Annotated in this window: 16 protein-coding genes; 9 read left to right on the top strand and 7 right to left on the bottom strand. The window is 65.9% G+C overall.

Annotation, left to right across the window (positions count from 1 at the left end):
* Positions 1 to 16 precede the first annotated feature (16 nt).
* Both RPC_RS00390 and RPC_RS00385 read right to left on the bottom strand, forming a co-directional pair.
* Positions 17 to 1,216 (bottom strand): ABC transporter substrate-binding protein, encoded by a 1,200-nt coding sequence (locus tag RPC_RS00390; protein WP_011470561.1) that lies wholly within the window; start codon positions 1,214 to 1,216, stop codon positions 17 to 19.
* A gap of 79 nt (positions 1,217 to 1,295) precedes the next feature.
* Positions 1,296 to 2,285: a cation diffusion facilitator family transporter gene (locus tag RPC_RS00385; protein WP_011470560.1), complete on the bottom strand. Its 990-nt coding sequence runs from the start codon at positions 2,283 to 2,285 to the stop codon at positions 1,296 to 1,298.
* A gap of 17 nt (positions 2,286 to 2,302) precedes the next feature.
* On the opposite strand from RPC_RS00385, the gene RPC_RS00380 reads away from it, so the two are divergent.
* The 9 genes from RPC_RS00380 (at position 2,303) to RPC_RS00340 (ending at position 9,706) form a co-directional block, all read left to right on the top strand.
* Complete coding sequence (locus RPC_RS00380) at positions 2,303 to 2,602, top strand: hypothetical protein (RefSeq protein WP_041801213.1); 300 nt, start codon at positions 2,303 to 2,305, stop codon at positions 2,600 to 2,602.
* A gap of 59 nt (positions 2,603 to 2,661) precedes the next feature.
* Positions 2,662 to 3,060, top strand: coding sequence for a succinate dehydrogenase, cytochrome b556 subunit (sdhC, locus tag RPC_RS00375; RefSeq protein WP_011470559.1), 399 nt, complete (start codon positions 2,662 to 2,664; stop codon positions 3,058 to 3,060).
* Positions 3,057 to 3,479 (top strand): succinate dehydrogenase, hydrophobic membrane anchor protein, encoded by a 423-nt coding sequence (gene sdhD, locus RPC_RS00370; RefSeq protein WP_011470558.1) that lies wholly within the window; start codon positions 3,057 to 3,059, stop codon positions 3,477 to 3,479. Before sdhC ends, sdhD begins: the two co-directional genes overlap by 4 nt.
* A gap of 3 nt (positions 3,480 to 3,482) precedes the next feature.
* Entirely contained in the window at positions 3,483 to 5,306 is a 1,824-nt protein-coding gene (gene sdhA / locus RPC_RS00365; RefSeq protein ID WP_011470557.1) for a succinate dehydrogenase flavoprotein subunit, read from the top strand.
* 5 nt (positions 5,307 to 5,311) lie between these two features.
* Entirely contained in the window at positions 5,312 to 5,851 is a 540-nt protein-coding gene (locus tag RPC_RS00360) for a hypothetical protein (RefSeq protein WP_011470556.1), read from the top strand.
* Between the two features lie 3 nt (positions 5,852 to 5,854).
* Positions 5,855 to 6,637 carry a succinate dehydrogenase iron-sulfur subunit gene (locus RPC_RS00355; protein WP_011470555.1) on the top strand — a complete coding sequence of 261 codons (783 nt, stop codon included), beginning with the start codon at positions 5,855 to 5,857 and terminating at the stop codon, positions 6,635 to 6,637.
* Positions 6,638 to 6,900: 263 nt separating this feature from the next.
* Positions 6,901 to 7,389: a pyridoxamine 5'-phosphate oxidase family protein gene (locus RPC_RS00350; RefSeq protein WP_041802263.1), complete on the top strand. Its 489-nt coding sequence runs from the start codon at positions 6,901 to 6,903 to the stop codon at positions 7,387 to 7,389.
* Positions 7,389 to 7,646 (top strand): hypothetical protein, encoded by a 258-nt coding sequence (locus RPC_RS00345; RefSeq protein WP_011470553.1) that lies wholly within the window; start codon positions 7,389 to 7,391, stop codon positions 7,644 to 7,646. The genes RPC_RS00350 and RPC_RS00345 overlap by 1 nt, the downstream gene beginning before the upstream one ends.
* A 206-nt stretch (positions 7,647 to 7,852) precedes the next feature.
* Positions 7,853 to 9,706: an OmpA family protein gene (locus RPC_RS00340; protein WP_011470552.1), complete on the top strand. Its 1,854-nt coding sequence runs from the start codon at positions 7,853 to 7,855 to the stop codon at positions 9,704 to 9,706.
* 82 nt (positions 9,707 to 9,788) lie between these two features.
* Here the strand turns inward: RPC_RS00340 and RPC_RS00335 are convergent, their stop codons facing one another.
* The 5 genes from RPC_RS00335 to RPC_RS00315 form a co-directional block, all read right to left on the bottom strand.
* Positions 9,789 to 11,642 (bottom strand): bifunctional sulfate adenylyltransferase subunit 1/adenylylsulfate kinase, encoded by a 1,854-nt coding sequence (locus RPC_RS00335; RefSeq protein ID WP_011470551.1) that lies wholly within the window; start codon positions 11,640 to 11,642, stop codon positions 9,789 to 9,791.
* Positions 11,642 to 12,628 (bottom strand): sulfate adenylyltransferase subunit CysD, encoded by a 987-nt coding sequence (gene cysD, locus RPC_RS00330; RefSeq protein ID WP_011470550.1) that lies wholly within the window; start codon positions 12,626 to 12,628, stop codon positions 11,642 to 11,644. The genes RPC_RS00335 and cysD overlap by 1 nt, the downstream gene beginning before the upstream one ends.
* Positions 12,625 to 13,647, bottom strand: coding sequence for a hypothetical protein (locus RPC_RS00325; RefSeq protein WP_011470549.1), 1,023 nt, complete (start codon positions 13,645 to 13,647; stop codon positions 12,625 to 12,627). The genes cysD and RPC_RS00325 overlap by 4 nt, the downstream gene beginning before the upstream one ends.
* Before the next feature lie 79 nt (positions 13,648 to 13,726).
* Positions 13,727 to 15,751 carry a methyl-accepting chemotaxis protein gene (locus tag RPC_RS00320; protein WP_011470548.1) on the bottom strand — a complete coding sequence of 675 codons (2,025 nt, stop codon included), beginning with the start codon at positions 15,749 to 15,751 and terminating at the stop codon, positions 13,727 to 13,729.
* A 191-nt stretch (positions 15,752 to 15,942) separates the two neighbouring features.
* Entirely contained in the window at positions 15,943 to 16,458 is a 516-nt protein-coding gene (locus RPC_RS00315; protein WP_011470547.1) for a L,D-transpeptidase, read from the bottom strand.
* Positions 16,459 to 17,039 lie beyond the last annotated feature (581 nt).

Here is a 17,039-nt window from a genome sequence, read left to right as displayed (position 1 = left end):
CCGATCGGATAGCGCCCTATTTGGTCAGCGGGCAGCCGCTCTCGGCCGCGGTGGGGAACGCCTTGTCGCCGGGCACGGTGGCGAGCAGCTTGTAGTAGTCCCAGGCCCGCTTGGACTCCGACGGCTTCTTGACCTCGAACAGATAGAGGTCGTGGACGAAGCGGCCGTTGGCCAGCACCTTGCCCTTGGCGAAGGCGTCGTCGACCGGCAATTCCTTCAGCTTCTTCGCCACCGCCTCGGTGTCCTTGGAGCCTGCGGCCTTCACCGCCTTCAGATACGACAGCGTCGCCGAATAGGTGCCGGCCTGGATCATGTTCGGCATCCGTCCGGTGCGCTTGAAGAACTTTTCGGCGAACGCCCGCGAGGTGTCGTCGCGGTCCCAATAAAACGCTTCGGTCAACACCAGGCCCTGCGCCGCCTGCAGCCCGAGGCCGTGCACTTCGGCGAGCGTCATCAACAGCCCGGCGAGTTTCTGGCCGCCGGCGACGATGCCGAATTCCGACGCCTGCTTGATCGAATTGGCGGTGTCGAGCCCGGCATTGGCGAGCCCGACGATCTTCGCCTTCGAGCTCTGCGCCTGCAGCAGGAACGAGGAGAAGTCCGACGAGTTCAACGGATGGCGCACCGCGCCCAGCACCTTGCCGCCCTTGGCGAGCACGATCTCGCTGGTGTCTTTTTCCAGCGCGTAGCCGAAGGCGTAGTCCGCGGTGAGGAAGAACCAGGTGTTGCCGCCCGCTTCCACCAGCGCGCCGCCGGTGCCGACCGCGAGCGCGTGGGTATCGAACGCCCAGTGGAAACCGTAAGGCTGGCAGGCATCGCCGGTGATCCGCGAGGTGGCCGCGCCGACCACGATATCGATCTTCTTCTTTTCTCTCGACAGGTCCTGCACCGCCAGCGCCACCGAGGAGGTGGTGAGTTCGGTGATCATGTCGACGCCGTCGACGTCGTACCATTTTCGCGCGATGGAAATGGCGGTGTCCGGCTTGTTCTGGTGATCGGCGGTGACGATCTCGATCTTCTGCCCGAGCACCTCGCCGCCGAAGTCTTCGACCGCCATCCTGGCGGCTTCCAGCGACCATTTGCCGCCGTAATCGGCGTAGACGCCGGACTGATCGTTGAGAATGCCGATCTTGACGGCTTGCGCCGCCGCGCCTTGGGCCGACGTTGCCAGCATCACCACAGATGCCGCGACAATCGACCAATTTCCGAATTTCATTAAAGCCTCCCGATATTTTTGATTATCGGCAGGCTATTTTAGAAATTCGTGGCTGCCCAGCGGATTTTTGCCGCCGCGCTTACACCACATGATCCGGCGCCAGCGCGCAGGCCGAGGCGGGGTCGGTCTCGACCTGCAGGGTGGCGTGGTGAATGGCAAATTCCTGCTTCAGGCGATGCGCGATCTCCATCAGATAGCGATCGCCCGGCGGGCCCGACGGGATCACCAGATGACAGGTCAGCGCCACCTCGGTGGTGCTCATCGGCCAGATGTGCAGGTCGTGCACCTGGGTGACGCCGTCGCAGCGCTCAAGATAAGCGCGGACTGCGGCCGGATCGATGCCGCGCGGCACCGCGGCGAGCGACATCGCCACGCTGTCGCGCAACAATCCCCAAGTGCCCCAGAAGATCGCCGCGCTGATCAACAGGCTGGTGACGGCATCGAGCCAGTTCCAGCCGGTGAGCAGGATCAACAGGCCGGCGATCACCACGCCGGCCGAGACCGCGGCATCCGCCATCATGTGCAGATAGGCGCCGCGGATGTTGAGATCGCCCTTGCGTCCGGAGGCGAACAACCAGGCGGTGACGCCGTTGATCACGATGCCGACGCCGGCCACCACCATGACGGTGATTTCGGCGACCGGTTGCGGATCGAGCAGCCGCAGGATCGCCTCCCAGCCGATCGCGCCGACCGCCACCAACAGGAACGCGGCGTTGAACAGCGCGGCCAGGATCGAGGAGCCGCGCAGCCCATAAGTGTAGCGCTGCGACGGCGGCCGTTTCGAGAGGATCGCGGCGGACCACGCCACCAATAGCCCGAGCACATCGGACAAATTGTGCCCGGCGTCGGCGACCAGCGCCATCGAATTGCTGGCATAGCCAAATGCGGCTTCGCCGATCACGAAGCCGGTGTTGAGGAGAATACCGATGGCAAATGCAGTGCCGAAATCTTTCGGCGCATGGCTGTGGCCGGCGTGATCATGGCCGCCCGCGCCGTGCGCATGGCGGTGATGATCATCATGATCGTGAGCGTGAGCGGGGAGAGTGTGATCGGGGTGAGAATGGCTCATCGGTCCTGCCGTGCGTCATGTCGCAGCGTTGCGACCAAGCCGAGATAAAGACATTCGCGGCGGAATACTATCACGGGCCGCATGTGCGCTGGGACGGCGCCGGGCGCGCCGCCTCGCTGCATTTCACCTCGCGGCAAAACGCTGCTGGTTATGAATCGCGCTTCACAAATCCGGCTGGCATTGGGGGGCGGCGCGCGATAATCCATGCTGCGGCGCAACGTGGCCGGCCGAATCCGCATCGCGCCGACGAAAAGCTGAATCGCCGTTCGCAGATTGTGATTTCGCCGTTGCGCGGATTGTATCCTGTTCGTAAATAGACGCCTGTTTAAAGCGCCCCGGCCGGGGCTATCCGCTTCCCGCAAACCGTAAGCAGCCGATGACCGCCAGGATCGAACGTCCGCTTTCGCCGCACATGCAAGCCTATCGCTGGAGCCTGACGATGGCGTTGTCCATCGTGCACCGGCTCACCGGCATTACGCTTTATTTCGGAACGCTGCTGCTGGCCTGGTGGCTGATCGCCGTGGCGGCGGGGCCCAGCGCCTACGCCAATGTGCAGGCCTTCACCGGTAGTTGGATCGGCCGGCTGATGCTGTTCGGCTATACTTGGTCGTTGATGCATCACATGCTCAGCGGTGTGCGGCATTTCATCTGGGATCTCGGCTACGGCTTCACCGCCGCGGAACGCGAATCGATGACCTGGGCGGCGCTGATCGGCGGCGTGGTGCTCACCGTGCTGCTGTGGATCGTCGCTTTCACGCTCGGAGGCGCACGATGAGCGTCGAGGAATCGCACGGTCCGACGCCGCGCCGCGCCAAGAGCCTGCGGACGCCGCTCGGCAAAGTCCGCAAATTCGGACCCGCCGGATCCGGCACGTCCGATTTCTGGCAGCAACGCATCACCGGGGTGGCGATGACGCTGTTGATCCTGCCGGTGGTGGTGGTGATCATGATGCTGCTCGGCCGCAACCAGGCCGGCGCCGCGCAGATCATCGGCTCGCCCTTGATCGCGCTGACGCTGATCCTGTTCATCATCTCCAGCGCCGTGCACATGAAGATCGGCATGCAGGTGGTGATCGAGGACTATGTGCAGAACGAAAAGCTGAAGCTGGTCACCATCATGGCCAACAATTTCTTCTCGATCGCCGTGGCGCTGGCCGCGATCTTTGCGATTTTCAAACTATCATCCGGAGTGTAACGCATGGCCGCGAACGGCAACGGCGCGCCGGCCATCAACGGCCACGCCTATCCCATTGAAGACCACAGCTACGACGTCGTCGTGGTGGGCGCCGGCGGCGCCGGTCTGCGCGCCGTGGTCGGCTGCAGCGAGGCCGGCTTGCGCACCGCCTGCATCACCAAGGTGTTTCCGACCCGCTCCCACACCGTGGCGGCGCAGGGCGGCATCTCGGCCGCGCTCGGCAATATGCACAAGGACGACTGGCGCTGGCACATGTACGATACCGTCAAGGGATCGGACTGGCTCGGCGACCAGGATTCCATCGAATACATGGTGCGCAACGCGCCGCAGGCGGTCTACGAGCTGGAACATTGGGGCGTGCCGTTCTCGCGCACCGACGACGGCAAGATCTATCAGCGCCCGTTCGGCGGCATGACGCTGGACTACGGCAAGGGCCAGGCGCAGCGCACCTGCGCCGCCGCCGATCGCACCGGCCACGCCATGCTGCACACCATGTACGGCCAGGCGCTGCGGCATTCCGCCGAATTCTACATCGAGTTCTTCGCCATCGATCTGATCATGGACGATCAGGGCGTCTGCCGCGGCGTCATCGCGCTGAAGCTCGACGACGGCACGCTGCATCGCTTCAAGGCGCAGACCACGATTCTCGCCACCGGCGGCTACGGCCGCGCTTACGCGTCCTGCACGTCGGCGCATACTTGCACCGGCGACGGTGGCGCGATGGCGTTGCGCGCCGGGGTGCCGCTGCAGGACATGGAGTTCGTCCAGTTCCACCCGACCGGGATCTACGGCTCGGGCTGCCTGGTCACCGAAGGCGCCCGCGGTGAGGGCGGTTATCTGGTGAATTCCGAAGGCGAGCGCTTCATGGAACGCTACGCGCCCTCCGCCAAGGATCTGGCGTCGCGCGACGTGGTGTCCCGCGCGATGACCATCGAGATCCGCGAAGGCCGCGGCGTCGGCAAGAAGAAAGACCACATCTTCCTGCACCTCGATCATCTCGATCCCAAGGTGCTGCACGAGCGGCTGCCGGGCATTTCGGAATCGGCGCGGATCTTCGCCGGCGTCGACGTCACCCGCGAGCCGATCCCGATGATTCCGACCGTGCACTACAATATGGGCGGCATCCCGACCAATTATCACGGCGAAGTGGTCACCAAGAAGGACGGCGACGACAACGCCGTGGTGCATGGCCTGATGGCGCTCGGCGAGGCGGCTTGCGTCTCGGTGCACGGCGCCAACCGGCTCGGCTCCAATTCGCTGATCGACCTCGTGGTGTTCGGCCGCGCCGCGGCGCTGCGCTGCGCCGAGAAGCTGACCCCGAACGGCAAGCAGCCGGAACTGCCGGCGGACTCCGCCGAGCAGTCGCTGACCCGGCTCGACCGCTATCGCTACGCCTCGGGCGGCACGCCCACGGCACGCTTGCGCGAAAACATGCAGCACGTGATGCAGAACAATTGCGCGGTGTTCCGCACCGGCGAAGTGCTGCAGGAAGGCAAGGGCCTGATCCACAACGTGCACAGCGGCATCTCCGACATCCACGTCACCGACCGCTCGCTGATCTGGAATTCCGATCTGATCGAGACTTTGGAATTCGACAATCTGATCGTGCAGGCGGTGGTGACGATGGACTCCGCCGCCAACCGCACCGAGAGCCGCGGCGCCCATGCCCGCGAGGATTTCTCGGCGCGCGACGACAAGAACTGGATGAAGCACACGTTGGCGTGGATGGATCACAGTGGCGAGACCACGATCGATTACCGCCCGGTGCACGACTACACCATGACCAACGACGTGCAGTACATCCCGCCGAAGGCGCGGGTGTACTGAGGGCAATGATTGACTACTTCGCACTCGATTTTGCGAAGGCGTTCGCGCTCATACGCGAACTAACGAAGGTTGTTGGGCTTGCTATAGGCATTGGGAAGAAACAAGAGGTGCGTAGGGTGTTGCGCGACCTTCGTAGCATTTACTTCTTTCCGGATCGCACCTTCGCTCTATTAGATCGAATGGCTAAGGGCGAAACCATCAGTCTGACGGATCTTGAACGAGCAGAGATAGGGTTTGCCAACTCCGAAAAGAACGTATTTGAGGCGATGGAAAGCCTAGAAGAGTTCGCTCACAAGAATTCAACGGAAGTCAGCATCGAAGCTTTATCAGGAATGAGGGCAATAATAGGAGGCAAGGGCGGCGCCCGCCTCGGTATTATTGAGTTCTTCATGGAAATTGAAGATCAGATCAGGACCGGAAAGTACGATGCAAATATGGGTGAAATTAGTGTGAGGGCAGAGACCCTCAAAGCATTCATCGTAGAGCTAAATGCTCGGATCGATGATGTGGACCAACACTTACTGAAGCTCGATCAGAAAGATTAACTCATGGTTGAATTCTCGCTTCCGAAAAATTCCAAGGTCACCAGCGGCAAGACCTGGCCGAAGCCCGAGGGCGCGACCGAAACCCGCGAATTCAAGGTGTATCGTTGGAATCCCGAGGACACCAAGAATCCCAGCGTCGACACCTACCACGTCAACACCCACGACTGCGGGCCGATGGTGCTCGACGGCCTGATCTGGATCAAGAACAACATCGATCCGACGCTGACCTTCCGCCGCTCCTGCCGCGAAGGCGTCTGCGGCTCCTGCGCGATGAACATCGACGGCGAGAACACGCTGGCCTGCACCAAGGCGATGGACGACGTGAAGGACAGTGCGGTCAAGATCAATCCGTTGCCGCACCAGCCGGTGGTCAAGGACCTGGTGCCAGATCTGACCAATTTCTACGCGCAATACGCTTCCATCGAGCCGTGGCTGCAGACCATCACGCCGACGCCGCAGAAGGAATGGCGACAGACCCACGAGGATCGCGCCAAGCTCGACGGGCTGTACGAGTGCATCCTGTGCGCCTGCTGCTCGACCTCGTGCCCGAGCTATTGGTGGAATTCCGATCGCTTCCTCGGCCCGGCGGCGCTGTTGCAGGCCACCCGCTGGGTCAAGGACAGCCGCGACGAGGCCACCGGCGAGCGGCTCGACAATCTCGAGGATCCGTTCCGGATCTATCGCTGCCACACCATCATGAATTGCGCCAAGGCCTGCCCGAAGGGATTGAACCCGTCGGAAGCGATCGCCAATCTGAAGTTGAAGCTGGTCGAACGCCAGATCTAAAGGCCGCGGTCGTCGGCCGCGCAATCCGGCGTTTCAGATCGTTCCTTGCGATCCAGGGCTCCGCAAGAAGCCCTGGCTTCGCTGTTCGGCCGGCGCTACGTGCCCTGCTCGACTCGCAGTGACGAAATAACTGCTGGTTGCCCCGGAAAATCTTGTCCTCGAGTTGGTCAAGCGCGGGGAGCGCAACGCGCTCGTTCGCCGCATCGTGGAACATCGCCGCCTCGGCCCCGTTATCGATCGAACCTTTCAAGGGAGATCGCATGATGGCGGCTGAGTCCAATTCCGGTGATGTCAACCACGCCTGGGAGCTGATGGAGAAGATCACCTTTGCGATGCTGGCGACCAAGGACGGCGACAAGATTCGCTCGCGGCCGATGGGCGCCTATGTCGAGCCGCAGAACAATGCGGTCTATTTTCTCACCGACGCACGGCGCCACAAGGACGAGGAGATCGACCGCGATCGTCACGTCAATCTCGCATTCGCCGATACCGGTGGCCAAAAGTATGTGTCGGTGTGCGGCACCGCCGTGGTGTCCAACGATCGCGCCAAGATCCGCGAGCTGTTCACCACCGCCGCCAAGGTGTGGTGGGACAGCGCGGAAGATCCGAATATTCGCGTGCTGAAGGTAACGCCGGAGGAGGCCGAGTATTGGGATTCGCCGGGCACCATCGTCAGCACCGTGAAGATGGCGGTGGCGGCGGTCAGCGGTGGGCGACCCGACCTCGGCGAACATCGAAAGGTTGCGATCTGATGGCCGGCGAACCGCAGGAAGTCCCGGACACGCCTCCGATCGACGTGCCGCCGCCGGAAATTCCGCCGAGCACGCCCGGCACCCCGACCGAGCCGCCGTTCGAATCGCCGCCCGGCAATCCGATGCCGGACGTGCCGCCGCCGATGCGCGATCCCGGCGAACCGGCGCCACCCGAGGAGTTGCCGGGCTACGAGCCGGAGGAATTTCCGACCCGAGGACCGGACGGCCCGACCACGCCGAATCCGGCCACCATGTAGTTGACGCCCGTTCAAACCATGCGCGCCCCGCGTCTGGTCTGAACGCGTGATGAATAGCGCCGCGGAGGGCGTTAGCGCAGCCGAATATATTATGTGGCCGATTGTTGCTGATCGCCACATTGCGGCCCCACCGTTATCAATTGATCCGTCCGTGCTCGGCCGACAGATTCTGTCGCCGCCCAAGTACCTTTGAGGACCTCTCCATCATGATCACACTTCGCGTCGCGTTGCTTGCCACCACCGCCCTGACGCTGGGCCAAATCGCAGCGATGCCGTCGCATGCGCAAACCTCGCCGCAGCAGATGGCGCAGGCGCCCGCCGGCGAGACCGGGCCCGACGGCAAGCCGGTCGTGAAACAGCCACCGAAGGGTCCGCCGCCCGGCGCGCCGCAGCGCCCGGCCGGTCCCGGCGGCGGAGCTGCGCCGCCCCAGGCACCGCCGCCGGCCGCGGCTCCGCCCCGCGCCGAACCGCCGGCGCGAACCGCGCCGCCGCCAGCTGCAACAGCTCCGGCTGCCCCGCCGCCCGCTGCGGCACCGCGTCCGACGCCGCCGGCCGCCGCGCCTCCCGAAGCTCCGCGCCGTCCGACGCCGCCGCCCGCGGCCGCGCCGCAGCGCCCGACTGCTCCGCCCGCTGCGACCGCGCCGCAGCGACCAGCTGCCCCGACCCAACCGGCGCAACCCTCGGCACCGACCGCTGCACCGCCGGCGGCCGTGACGCCGCCGCCGGGTGCTGCTCCGGCGCAACGCTCCGCGCCGGGTGCCGGACCCGCCGAACGACAGGGCTTGGAACGACGCGCCCCCGGCGCAACCGCTCCCGGGGCTCCGGCTCCCGGCGCCGCCGCGCCTGGCGCGCCGGCTGCTGCGCCCACCCCGAGTACGGCACCGTCGCCTGCGCCAACCCCCGCGCCAGGCCCCGGCGGCGGCGCTGCGAGTCCGCCCGCGGCAGCTCCGGCACCGGCTGCCGGCGGCACACCGCCCAATAGCCCCGGCGCGTCGCAGCGTGGCGCCGCATCGCCGGGCGGCGCGGCGGCGGCGCCTCCGCCGCCTCCGACCGTCACCGCGCCGATCCCGCCGGCGCCGCCGCCGCCGCAAGCTTTGGCGCCGATCGCGCCCGGCGCGGCAGCTCCCGGCCCGCGCAACCTGGCCGACTTCCGCAACCAGCGCCGCGAAGTCCAGGAAGGCGGCCGTACGGTGATCACCGAGCCCGGCCGCGTCATCATCCGCGATCCCGGCGGGCAGGCATTCATCCGGCACAACGAGGTCGATCGCTTCCGCTATGGTGCGCGCGATATTCGGGTGCAGCAGGTCGGCGATGAAAGCCGCACCATCGTGGTCCGTCCCGATGGTTCGGAGATCATCACCGTCAACGGCCGCGACGGTCAGTTGCTGCGCCGGATCCGCCGCGACCGCGAGGGCCGCGAGATCATCATCATCGACAACTCGTATCGCGAGCCGCGCGACCGCGGCAGCTTCTACGTCGATCTGCCGCCGCCGGTGCTGCGGATTCCGCGGAACCGCTACATCGTCGATTATGAAGACGCTTCGCCGGAGCTGATCTACGAGACGCTGGAAGCGCCGCCGGTGGAGCGGATCGAGCGACGCTATTCGCTCGACGAAATCCGCTACAGCGCCGGCGTCCGGCAGCGGATGCCGAGCATCGATCTCGACACCATCACCTTCGAACTGGGCTCGTGGGAGATTCCGCCCGACCAGGCCGCGAAGCTGCAGGCGATCGCCGACGGCTTGAACAAGTCGATCGCACGCAACCCGCGCGAGGTGTTCCTGATCGAGGGCCATACCGACGCCGTCGGCAACGACACCGACAATCTGTCGCTGTCGGATCGCCGCGCCGAGGCCGCCGCGCAACTGCTCACTCAGCAGTTCGGGGTGCCGGCGGAAAACCTGACGTCGCAGGGCTATGGCGAGCAGTATCTGAAGGTGCCGACGCAGGCGCCGGAACGTCAGAACCGCCGGGTCACCGTGCGCCGCATCACGCCGCTGCTCAACGGCGGCACCGCGTCGCTGCCGCCGCCGCCGCCCGGCGTCGCCCCGCCGCGCTGATCGCGCCACCCACAACGACAAAGCCCCGGATCGCTTCCGGGGCTTTTTCTTGCGCGCGCTTCGTCGACGCAAGGCTGCTTTGCTAAACGCAGCCGCGCTCGCGCAGAGAGGCGATGATGCGGTCGCAGCCGGCTTCGGCGAGGGTGGCGGCGTCGATCACGAGGTCGGCGCGCTTCGGCAGCTCGGCCGCCCGGGTCCGGCGCGCCAGCGGCTTCGGATCGCGCCGCGCGGTTTCCTGCACCGGCGCGGCGACGTCGATCTCGATGAATTCGCCGGCCGAGAACAGCGCCCGCGCCAGCGCCGTTCCGGATGGCGGCGGCGCGATTGGCTTGACCAGCGCGATCAGTCCGGCATCGACGAACAGTTTGGCGATCTCGGCGAGGCGGCGGCTGCCCTCGATCCGCGCCGCGTCGCCGACGCCGAGATCGCGGTTGAGGCCGTGGCGCAGCGCGTCGCCGTCGAGCAGGATGCAGTGCCGACCGAATTCGTTCAGTCGCTTGTCAAGCAGATGAGCAAGGATGGATGTGGTGCCGCCGCTGCGCCCGGTCAGCCACAGCACGCAGGGCCGCGGCTTGCTTTGCGCCCGCACGGCGGTGCCGGCATCTTGCGCCGGCCAGTTGTTGTTGGCGGCACGGCGCGACGCGCCGTCGATGATGCCGGCCGCCGCGGTCTTGTGACTGAGCGGATCGATCAGGATGAAGCTGCCGAGTTCGCGGTCGTCGCGATAGGTCTCGCAGACCAGCGGCCGCTCCAGGCAGAGCTCGACCGCGCCGATCTCGTTGGCGTTCAGCGTGGTCGCGGCCTGCTGCGCCATGCTGTCGATCGCGACGCGATGCTTCAGCGCGGAGATCACCGCGCCGACGCAGGACCTCGCGCTCTTCAACAGATAGCGGCGGCCGGGCACCAGCGCGGCGTCGTCGAACCACACCAGGCGCGCGGCGAGCTGGTCGCAGACCATCGCCGCAGCGCCCGAACTCACCACGTCGCCACGGCTGATGTCGATCTCGTCGGCGAGCAGCAGCGTCACCGATTGCCCGGCCACCGCGACGTCGCGCTCGCCGGCCGGCGTCACAATCCGCGCGATATGGCTGCTGCGGTCCGAGGGCTGCACCATGATCGCGTCGCCGCGCGCAACGCGGCCCGAGGCGATGCGGCCGCTGAAGCCGCGGAACTCGGCGTTCGGCCGGTTGACCCATTGCACCGGCATGCGGAACGGACGTTCGCGGATCTCGCCGCCGACCTCCACCGCTTCGAGATGCTCCATGATGGTCGGGCCGCTGTACCAGGGCATCCGCGCGCTCGGCGTGAAGATGTTGTCGCCGTCCGGCGCCACCACCGGCACGTAGCAGACGTTGGTGATGCCGAGTTCGGCGGCGAGCGCGCGATAGGCGTGGGTGATGGCGATGAAGCGCGCGGCGTCGAAGCCGACCAGGTCCATCTTGTTGATCGCCAGCACGACGTGGCGGATGCCGAACAGTCCGACGATGTGGCTGTGCCGGCGGGTCTGATCGATCACGCCCTTGCGGGCGTCGATCAGCACCACGGCGAGGTCGGCGGTGGAGGCGCCGGTCGCCATATTGCGGGTGTATTGCACGTGCCCCGGGGTGTCGGCGACCACGAAGCGGCGCTGCGGCGTGGCGAAGAAGCGATAAGCGACGTCGATGGTGATGCCTTGCTCGCGCTCGGCCTGCAGGCCGTCTACCAGCAGCGCGAAATCGAGATCCTGGCCGGCGGTGCCGGCGCTCTTGCTCTCGGCGTGCAGCGCGCTGAGCTGGTCGTCGAGCAGCAGCTTGGAATCATACAGCAGCCGGCCGACCAGCGTGCTCTTGCCGTCGTCGACGCTGCCGCAGGTGATGAAGCGCAGCGTCGGCCGATCGACGGGATGTTTTAGCGGCGCGGCGAGCTCGGTGTCGTGGGCGTGGTCGAGGCACAGCATCAGAAGTAACCCTCCGCCTTCTTGCGCTCCATCGAGCCGGTGCTGTCGCGGTCGATCACGCGGCCCTGCCGCTCCGAGCTGCGCGACGCCAGCATCTCGTCGACGATCTGTTCCAGCGTGGTGGCGGTGGACGGCATCGCGCCGGTCAACGGGTAGCAGCCCAGCGTGCGAAACCGCACCGAGCGCAGCTGCGGCACTTCGCCGGGGCGCAACGGCATCCGCGCGTCGTCGACCATGATCAGCGCGCCGTCGCGTTCCACCACCGGGCGCAGCGCCGCGAAGTACAACGGCACGATCGGGATCTGCTCGACCAGGATGTAGTCCCAGACATCGCGCTCGGTCCAGTTCGACAGCGGAAACACCCGCATGCTTTCGCCGGGCGCAAGCAGCGTGTTGTACAGGCTCCACAGCTCGGGGCGCTGGTTCTTCGGATCCCAGCGATGCGCGGCGCTGCGATGCGAGAAGATCCGCTCCTTGGCGCGGGATTTTTCCTCGTCGCGCCGGGCGCCGCCGATCGCGGCGTCGAAGCCGTGCGCCTCCAGTGCCTGGCGCAGACCTTGGGTCTTCATGACGTCGGTGTGCAGCGCCGAGCCGTGGCTGAACGGGCCGATGCCCTGCGCGACGCCGTCCGGATTGATGTGCACGATCAGATCGAGCCCGAGTTCGCGCATCCTTTGATCGCGGAATTCGATCATCTCGCGAAACTTCCAGGTGGTGTCGACATGCAGCAAGGGAAACGGCGGCTTGCCCGGCGCGAACGCCTTCATCGCCAGATGCAGCAGCACCGAAGAATCCTTGCCGATCGAATACAGCATCACCGGCTTGGCGAATTCCGCCGCCACTTCGCGCAGGATGTGGATGCTCTCGGATTCCAGCCGCTGCAGATGCGCCGAAGGCTCCGCGCGCGCCCAATCGCCGCGCAGATCGGCGAGCGTGGGCGCCAGCGGCGCCCGGCCGGCGTCCAACTCATCGAGGATGTCGGTCATGCGGGTTCGTGGGTCACGGTGTGGCTGAACAGCCGCGCCGCGGTCGCGGCGTCGAGGCCGAGGTCGCGGATGCAGGCTTCCACCGAGCCGCGGTAGACCTCGTTGACGCCACAGCGCTCCAGCATGTCGCGCTGGTAGGCGCTCAGTGTCTCGGTGTCGCGCGGATGATAGCGATAGGCGGTGTCGGCGCCGTGCAGGCCGGCGACGTCGTAGATCGACGGCTCGTCGCCGAAGGTGATGCGCGAGGAGTCGGAGCGCAATTTCCCGGTGTTGCGCCAGTCGGTGACGGCGGTTTCGCTGAAACGGCCGGCGAGGCCGAGCCGATCGAACAGCGTGCGGACCGATCGTACGGCCTCCTTGCTGGCCTCATAGACGTAGTGGATCACCGGCACGCCCTGCTGCCTGGCGTAGCTTTCGATCCTGGTCGCGTTCAGCGCGGCGACGACGTAGTTCTGCAGCAGCATGGCGTCCGGCACGCAGCCCGCCAGCTTGTCGAGCGACGACGCTAGCGAACTTTTCGGCTCGCGGTCGAGCATGATCAGCTGCAGCCGGTGCGGCGGATAGCCGGCTTCGATCAGCAGCCGCAGCGGGTTGAACAGGCTTTCGGCGACCACATAGGGCCCGGCGGTCTCCTTGCTGAAGATCTGCGGCTGGTCGGCGGCGCGCGGAATGATCCACGGCGCCGGCTGCTGGCCGACGAACAGGTGGCGCAGCATCATCTTCAGCGGTTGGTAATAGGACGGCATGCCGGTGACGCCGAACAGATTGGTCAGCGCGGTCGATCCGACCCGGCACTTGCCCCAGGCCAGATAGTGCATCGGAAAGTCGGTGGCCGCGCGGCCGGCAAAGCCTGCGGCGAGGCAGTCCGTCATCTCGCGCATCAGCACGTCGAGCGTGACGCGGCGGGTCTGGTATTTGCCGTCGGGCTCCAGCAACAGGGTCTCGAGCGACGGATCTTGACGGCGTACACGATCGGCAAGCAGCTGCAGCCGATCGTGCGGCGTGACGGGAGGGGCCATGGGGATGCTCTTTTCCGCAAAGTGTGACGGATGCGAGTTGCGAGGCGCCGGCCGCTGCAAGTCGACGGCCGGCGCAGGATCAGGCTGCGCGCACCGTGCGCAGGAAGTTGGTCACCTCGGTCTGCAGGCTGCTGCTCTGCCGCGACAGCGACTGCGCCGAGGCCAGCACTTGCGCCGAGGCGGTGCCGGTGGCGCTGGCGCCATGGTTGACCTGGACGATCTTGTCGGCGACTTCGGCGGTGCCCTTGGCGGCTTCGCTGACGTTGCGGGCGATTTCCGCGGTGGCGGCGCCCTGTTCCTCGACGGTGGCGGCGATGGTCGAGGAAATGTCGGCGATCCTCGTGATGGTGGCGCCGATCTCCTTGATGGCGCCGACCGAGTCCTGGGTGGCCGACTGCATCCCGGCGATCTGCGTGCTGATTTCGTCGGTGGCCTTGGCGGTCTGCTCGGCGAGCGCCTTGACCTCGCTCGCCACCACCGCGAAGCCGCGGCCGGATTCCCCGGCGCGTGCGGCTTCGATCGTGGCGTTGAGCGCCAGCAGATTGGTCTGCTCGGCGATCGCGGTGATCAGCTTGACGACGTCGCCGATCCGACCTGCTGCTTTCAGCAATTCGTTGATCCGCAGGTCGGTCTGCTGCGCCTGTTTCACCGCTTCGCCGGCGATGCGGCTGGAGTCGTGCACCTGCCGGCTGATCTCGATGACCGAGGTGCTCATCTCCTCGGTGGCGGAGGCCACCGATTCGACGTTGGCGGAAGCTTCCTCGGAGGCCGAGGCCACCATGCCGGACAATTGCTGGGTCTGTTCGGCGGTGCTGGACAATTTGCCGGCGGCCGCCTCCAATTCACCGGAGGCGGTCGACACCGTGGCGACGATGCCGCCGACCGCGGCCTGGAACTGATCGGCCAGTTGGTTCATGTCGGCCTTGCGCTGCGCGGCGGTCGCCAGTTCGAGGCTCTTCTGCTCGCTCTCCATGCGTTCGATCTGGATCAGATTGTCCTTGAAGGTGCTGGCGGCGCGGGCGTTGTCGCCGACCTCGTCGCCGCGTTCGGTGTAGGGGATCGCCACGGCCTTGTTGCCGCCGGCCAATTCCAACAGCACCTCGCCGATCCGGCGGATCGGGCGGGCGATATTCATCACCGAGAACAGCGCCGAGCCGATCAGCACCAGAACCACCATCACCCCGACAATGCTGCCGACGTTACGGACTTGCTCCAGCAACGCCAGCAATTCTCCCTGGCGCTTGGCGGTGAATTCGTTGGCGACGCCGACCAGCTTGTCGATGCGAACGTCGATCTCGCCGATCACCGGCGCGATCTTGTCCCTGCGCGTGGCGATCGCCTGAACCTCCGCCTTTATCACCGCGTCGGTGGCCGTCTGGTAGCCTTTGGCGTCCGCGATCAGCGCATCGATCGCCGCGACGCTGGCGCGGTTGTCGGTCAAGCTGCGCGCGCGATTCAGCGCCTCGAGCGATTTGGCCTCGTCGCCGGTAACGGTTGCAACCAGCTTGAGGTCGGATAGCGCCACGAATTGCCAGGATGCGGCGCGGGACGATTGCAACAGCGCGTCGGCTTGGCGCAGTGCACCCTCGATGTCGCCCCGATTGTCGAGCGCGGCGAAAGCCCTGGAGGCGATCAGCGTTTCGAGCGACTGGGTCCAAGCGGCGGTGACGGCGGCGCGCCCGGCCATCGCCGCGATCGCCGATTTGCGCGCGGCCGTCAGTTCGCCGATCAGCGCGTCGCTGCGCTCCAGCAGCGGTCTGATCTCCCGGTAGGCGGTCTTGGTCACCTCGCGGGTGGCGCGCTGTTCGGCGGCCTCGATCTCGCGTTTGGCTTCCGTGATGGCATCGCGACCCTTGCGGGCGCTGCCGTCGAGCTGTTCCCCGGTCTGCACGTCGGAGAGATCGCGGATCGCGAGCTGCGCGCGTAGCATCGCAGCGTCGGCCGCCTGGGCGTTCGCCTTGTTGCTGGTGTTGACCAGCACCAGACGGCTGGACGTGGCGATCGAATCATTGCCCAGCCATTCGTTGGTGAGCATCCCGCCGACCAGCAACACGCCGATGCCGGTGGTCAATCCCAGTTTCGTGCCAATACGGAATTTTGCCATCGAGCGCCCCAAAAAGAGTGAGGCTGTACAGGACGGCTTAACGATAAAGAGAAGGTGAAAATTTCACCTGGTACAACTACAGGGAGAGTGTAATTCGTATCGTCTGCAACCCGAGCGCGGATTCGGTTCGCCAGGCGCAAGAAAGAGCCGCGCAAGAAGCGCGGCTCTGACGGTTGCCGAAATGATAGATCTCAGCGCTCGGTCACCACGACCTGGGTGCCGACCGGGACCCGCTGATACAGGTCGCTGATGTCTTCGTTATACATCCGCACGCAACCATACGAGACGAAGCCGCCGATCGAGGCCGGGCGGTTGGTGCCGTGGATGGCGTATTCGCCGCCGGCCAGCGTCATCGCCGCCACGCCCATCGGGTTGGCCGGCGAACCGCCGGGAATCACGTCGGGGATATTGGGATTGTCGCGCTTGACGTCGGCGGGCGGCGCCCAGGCCGGCTCGCGATATTTGCCGTCGATCTTGGTGGCGCCGGCCCATTGCTTGCCGACCTTGCCGACGCCGACCGGGTAACGCACCGCGGTGCGGTCATCGAGAATGAGATAGAGCCGGCGCTCGTGGGTCTTCACCACGATGGTGCCCGGCGAATAGTCGCCGCTATAGGCCACCACATCCGGGCGGGCCTCGGCGCGCGACGAGGCCAACAGGCCAGCACCGACCACGGCCGCAATGGCCAAGCTCGTCCGCAAATTCATCGGTCTCTCCAATCCAATGTCGCCGCAACGCAGCGGGTTGAATGCAATTCCACCCGGCCTCTCGTGGGCCGGCTTCGCCTATCCTGCATTCGGTAGTAACGTCCGGGTTGCGTAACCAAATGATGCGCGCCAGGCGGGCGCGGGTGATTTCCGCAGTCCAAACAAGAAAATCCCGCCGACAAAGTAAATGCCTGGAAAACAACACCCGCCGGGAATCCGACCGGCGGCCCGCGTTGCGCTCACAAATTTTCTTGATGGTGGAGTGACATCGGCCAGGCGCGCGCGCGGTTCGCCCCTGACGCCGATCTGCCTTACGGCTCGCACGCGCGATGCCTTTCAGGCTTTGCCTCGCGGGTATCCACCACCGCGATTGAGAATGTGCCGAGCGGCGCCTCGCCCGTGTCACCCCACCCCAGCCCCCCCAAGCGGAGAGAGGGCAGGCAGCGGCTGTTGCGCGCTATCTTTCCAGTCGCCGATGTTGAACGGAAGCCGTGCCCCCGCCGGCAGCAGAACCCCCTCTCCCGCTTGCGGGGGAAGGGCGCTGCCGATGTTGCAGGGGCATCAAACCATAGAGGCGCCGC

Source organism: Rhodopseudomonas palustris BisB18 (assembly GCF_000013745.1).
GTDB classification, from domain to species: domain Bacteria; phylum Pseudomonadota; class Alphaproteobacteria; order Rhizobiales; family Xanthobacteraceae; genus Rhodopseudomonas_A; species Rhodopseudomonas_A palustris_F.
This window is presented reverse-complemented; position numbering and strand designations above follow the sequence as displayed.

What these genes read in the sequence shown, in the direction of transcription:
- RPC_RS00390 (WP_011470561.1), bottom strand. Translation starts at nt 1,216, where the DNA reads ATGAAATTCGGAAATTGGTCGATTGTCGCGGCATCTGTGGTGATGCTG.
- RPC_RS00385 (WP_011470560.1), bottom strand. Translation starts at nt 2,285, where the DNA reads ATGAGCCATTCTCACCCCGATCACACTCTCCCCGCTCACGCTCACGAT.
- RPC_RS00380 (WP_041801213.1), top strand. Translation starts at nt 2,303, where the DNA reads ATGTCGCAGCGTTGCGACCAAGCCGAGATAAAGACATTCGCGGCGGAA.
- sdhC (WP_011470559.1), top strand. Translation starts at nt 2,662, where the DNA reads ATGACCGCCAGGATCGAACGTCCGCTTTCGCCGCACATGCAAGCCTAT.
- sdhD (WP_011470558.1), top strand. Translation starts at nt 3,057, where the DNA reads ATGAGCGTCGAGGAATCGCACGGTCCGACGCCGCGCCGCGCCAAGAGC.
- sdhA (WP_011470557.1), top strand. Translation starts at nt 3,483, where the DNA reads ATGGCCGCGAACGGCAACGGCGCGCCGGCCATCAACGGCCACGCCTAT.
- RPC_RS00360 (WP_011470556.1), top strand. Translation starts at nt 5,312, where the DNA reads ATGATTGACTACTTCGCACTCGATTTTGCGAAGGCGTTCGCGCTCATA.
- RPC_RS00355 (WP_011470555.1), top strand. Translation starts at nt 5,855, where the DNA reads ATGGTTGAATTCTCGCTTCCGAAAAATTCCAAGGTCACCAGCGGCAAG.
- RPC_RS00350 (WP_041802263.1), top strand. Translation starts at nt 6,901, where the DNA reads ATGGCGGCTGAGTCCAATTCCGGTGATGTCAACCACGCCTGGGAGCTG.
- RPC_RS00345 (WP_011470553.1), top strand. Translation starts at nt 7,389, where the DNA reads ATGGCCGGCGAACCGCAGGAAGTCCCGGACACGCCTCCGATCGACGTG.
- RPC_RS00340 (WP_011470552.1), top strand. Translation starts at nt 7,853, where the DNA reads ATGATCACACTTCGCGTCGCGTTGCTTGCCACCACCGCCCTGACGCTG.
- RPC_RS00335 (WP_011470551.1), bottom strand. Translation starts at nt 11,642, where the DNA reads ATGCTGTGCCTCGACCACGCCCACGACACCGAGCTCGCCGCGCCGCTA.
- cysD (WP_011470550.1), bottom strand. Translation starts at nt 12,628, where the DNA reads ATGACCGACATCCTCGATGAGTTGGACGCCGGCCGGGCGCCGCTGGCG.
- RPC_RS00325 (WP_011470549.1), bottom strand. Translation starts at nt 13,647, where the DNA reads ATGGCCCCTCCCGTCACGCCGCACGATCGGCTGCAGCTGCTTGCCGAT.
- RPC_RS00320 (WP_011470548.1), bottom strand. Translation starts at nt 15,751, where the DNA reads ATGGCAAAATTCCGTATTGGCACGAAACTGGGATTGACCACCGGCATC.
- RPC_RS00315 (WP_011470547.1), bottom strand. Translation starts at nt 16,458, where the DNA reads ATGAATTTGCGGACGAGCTTGGCCATTGCGGCCGTGGTCGGTGCTGGC.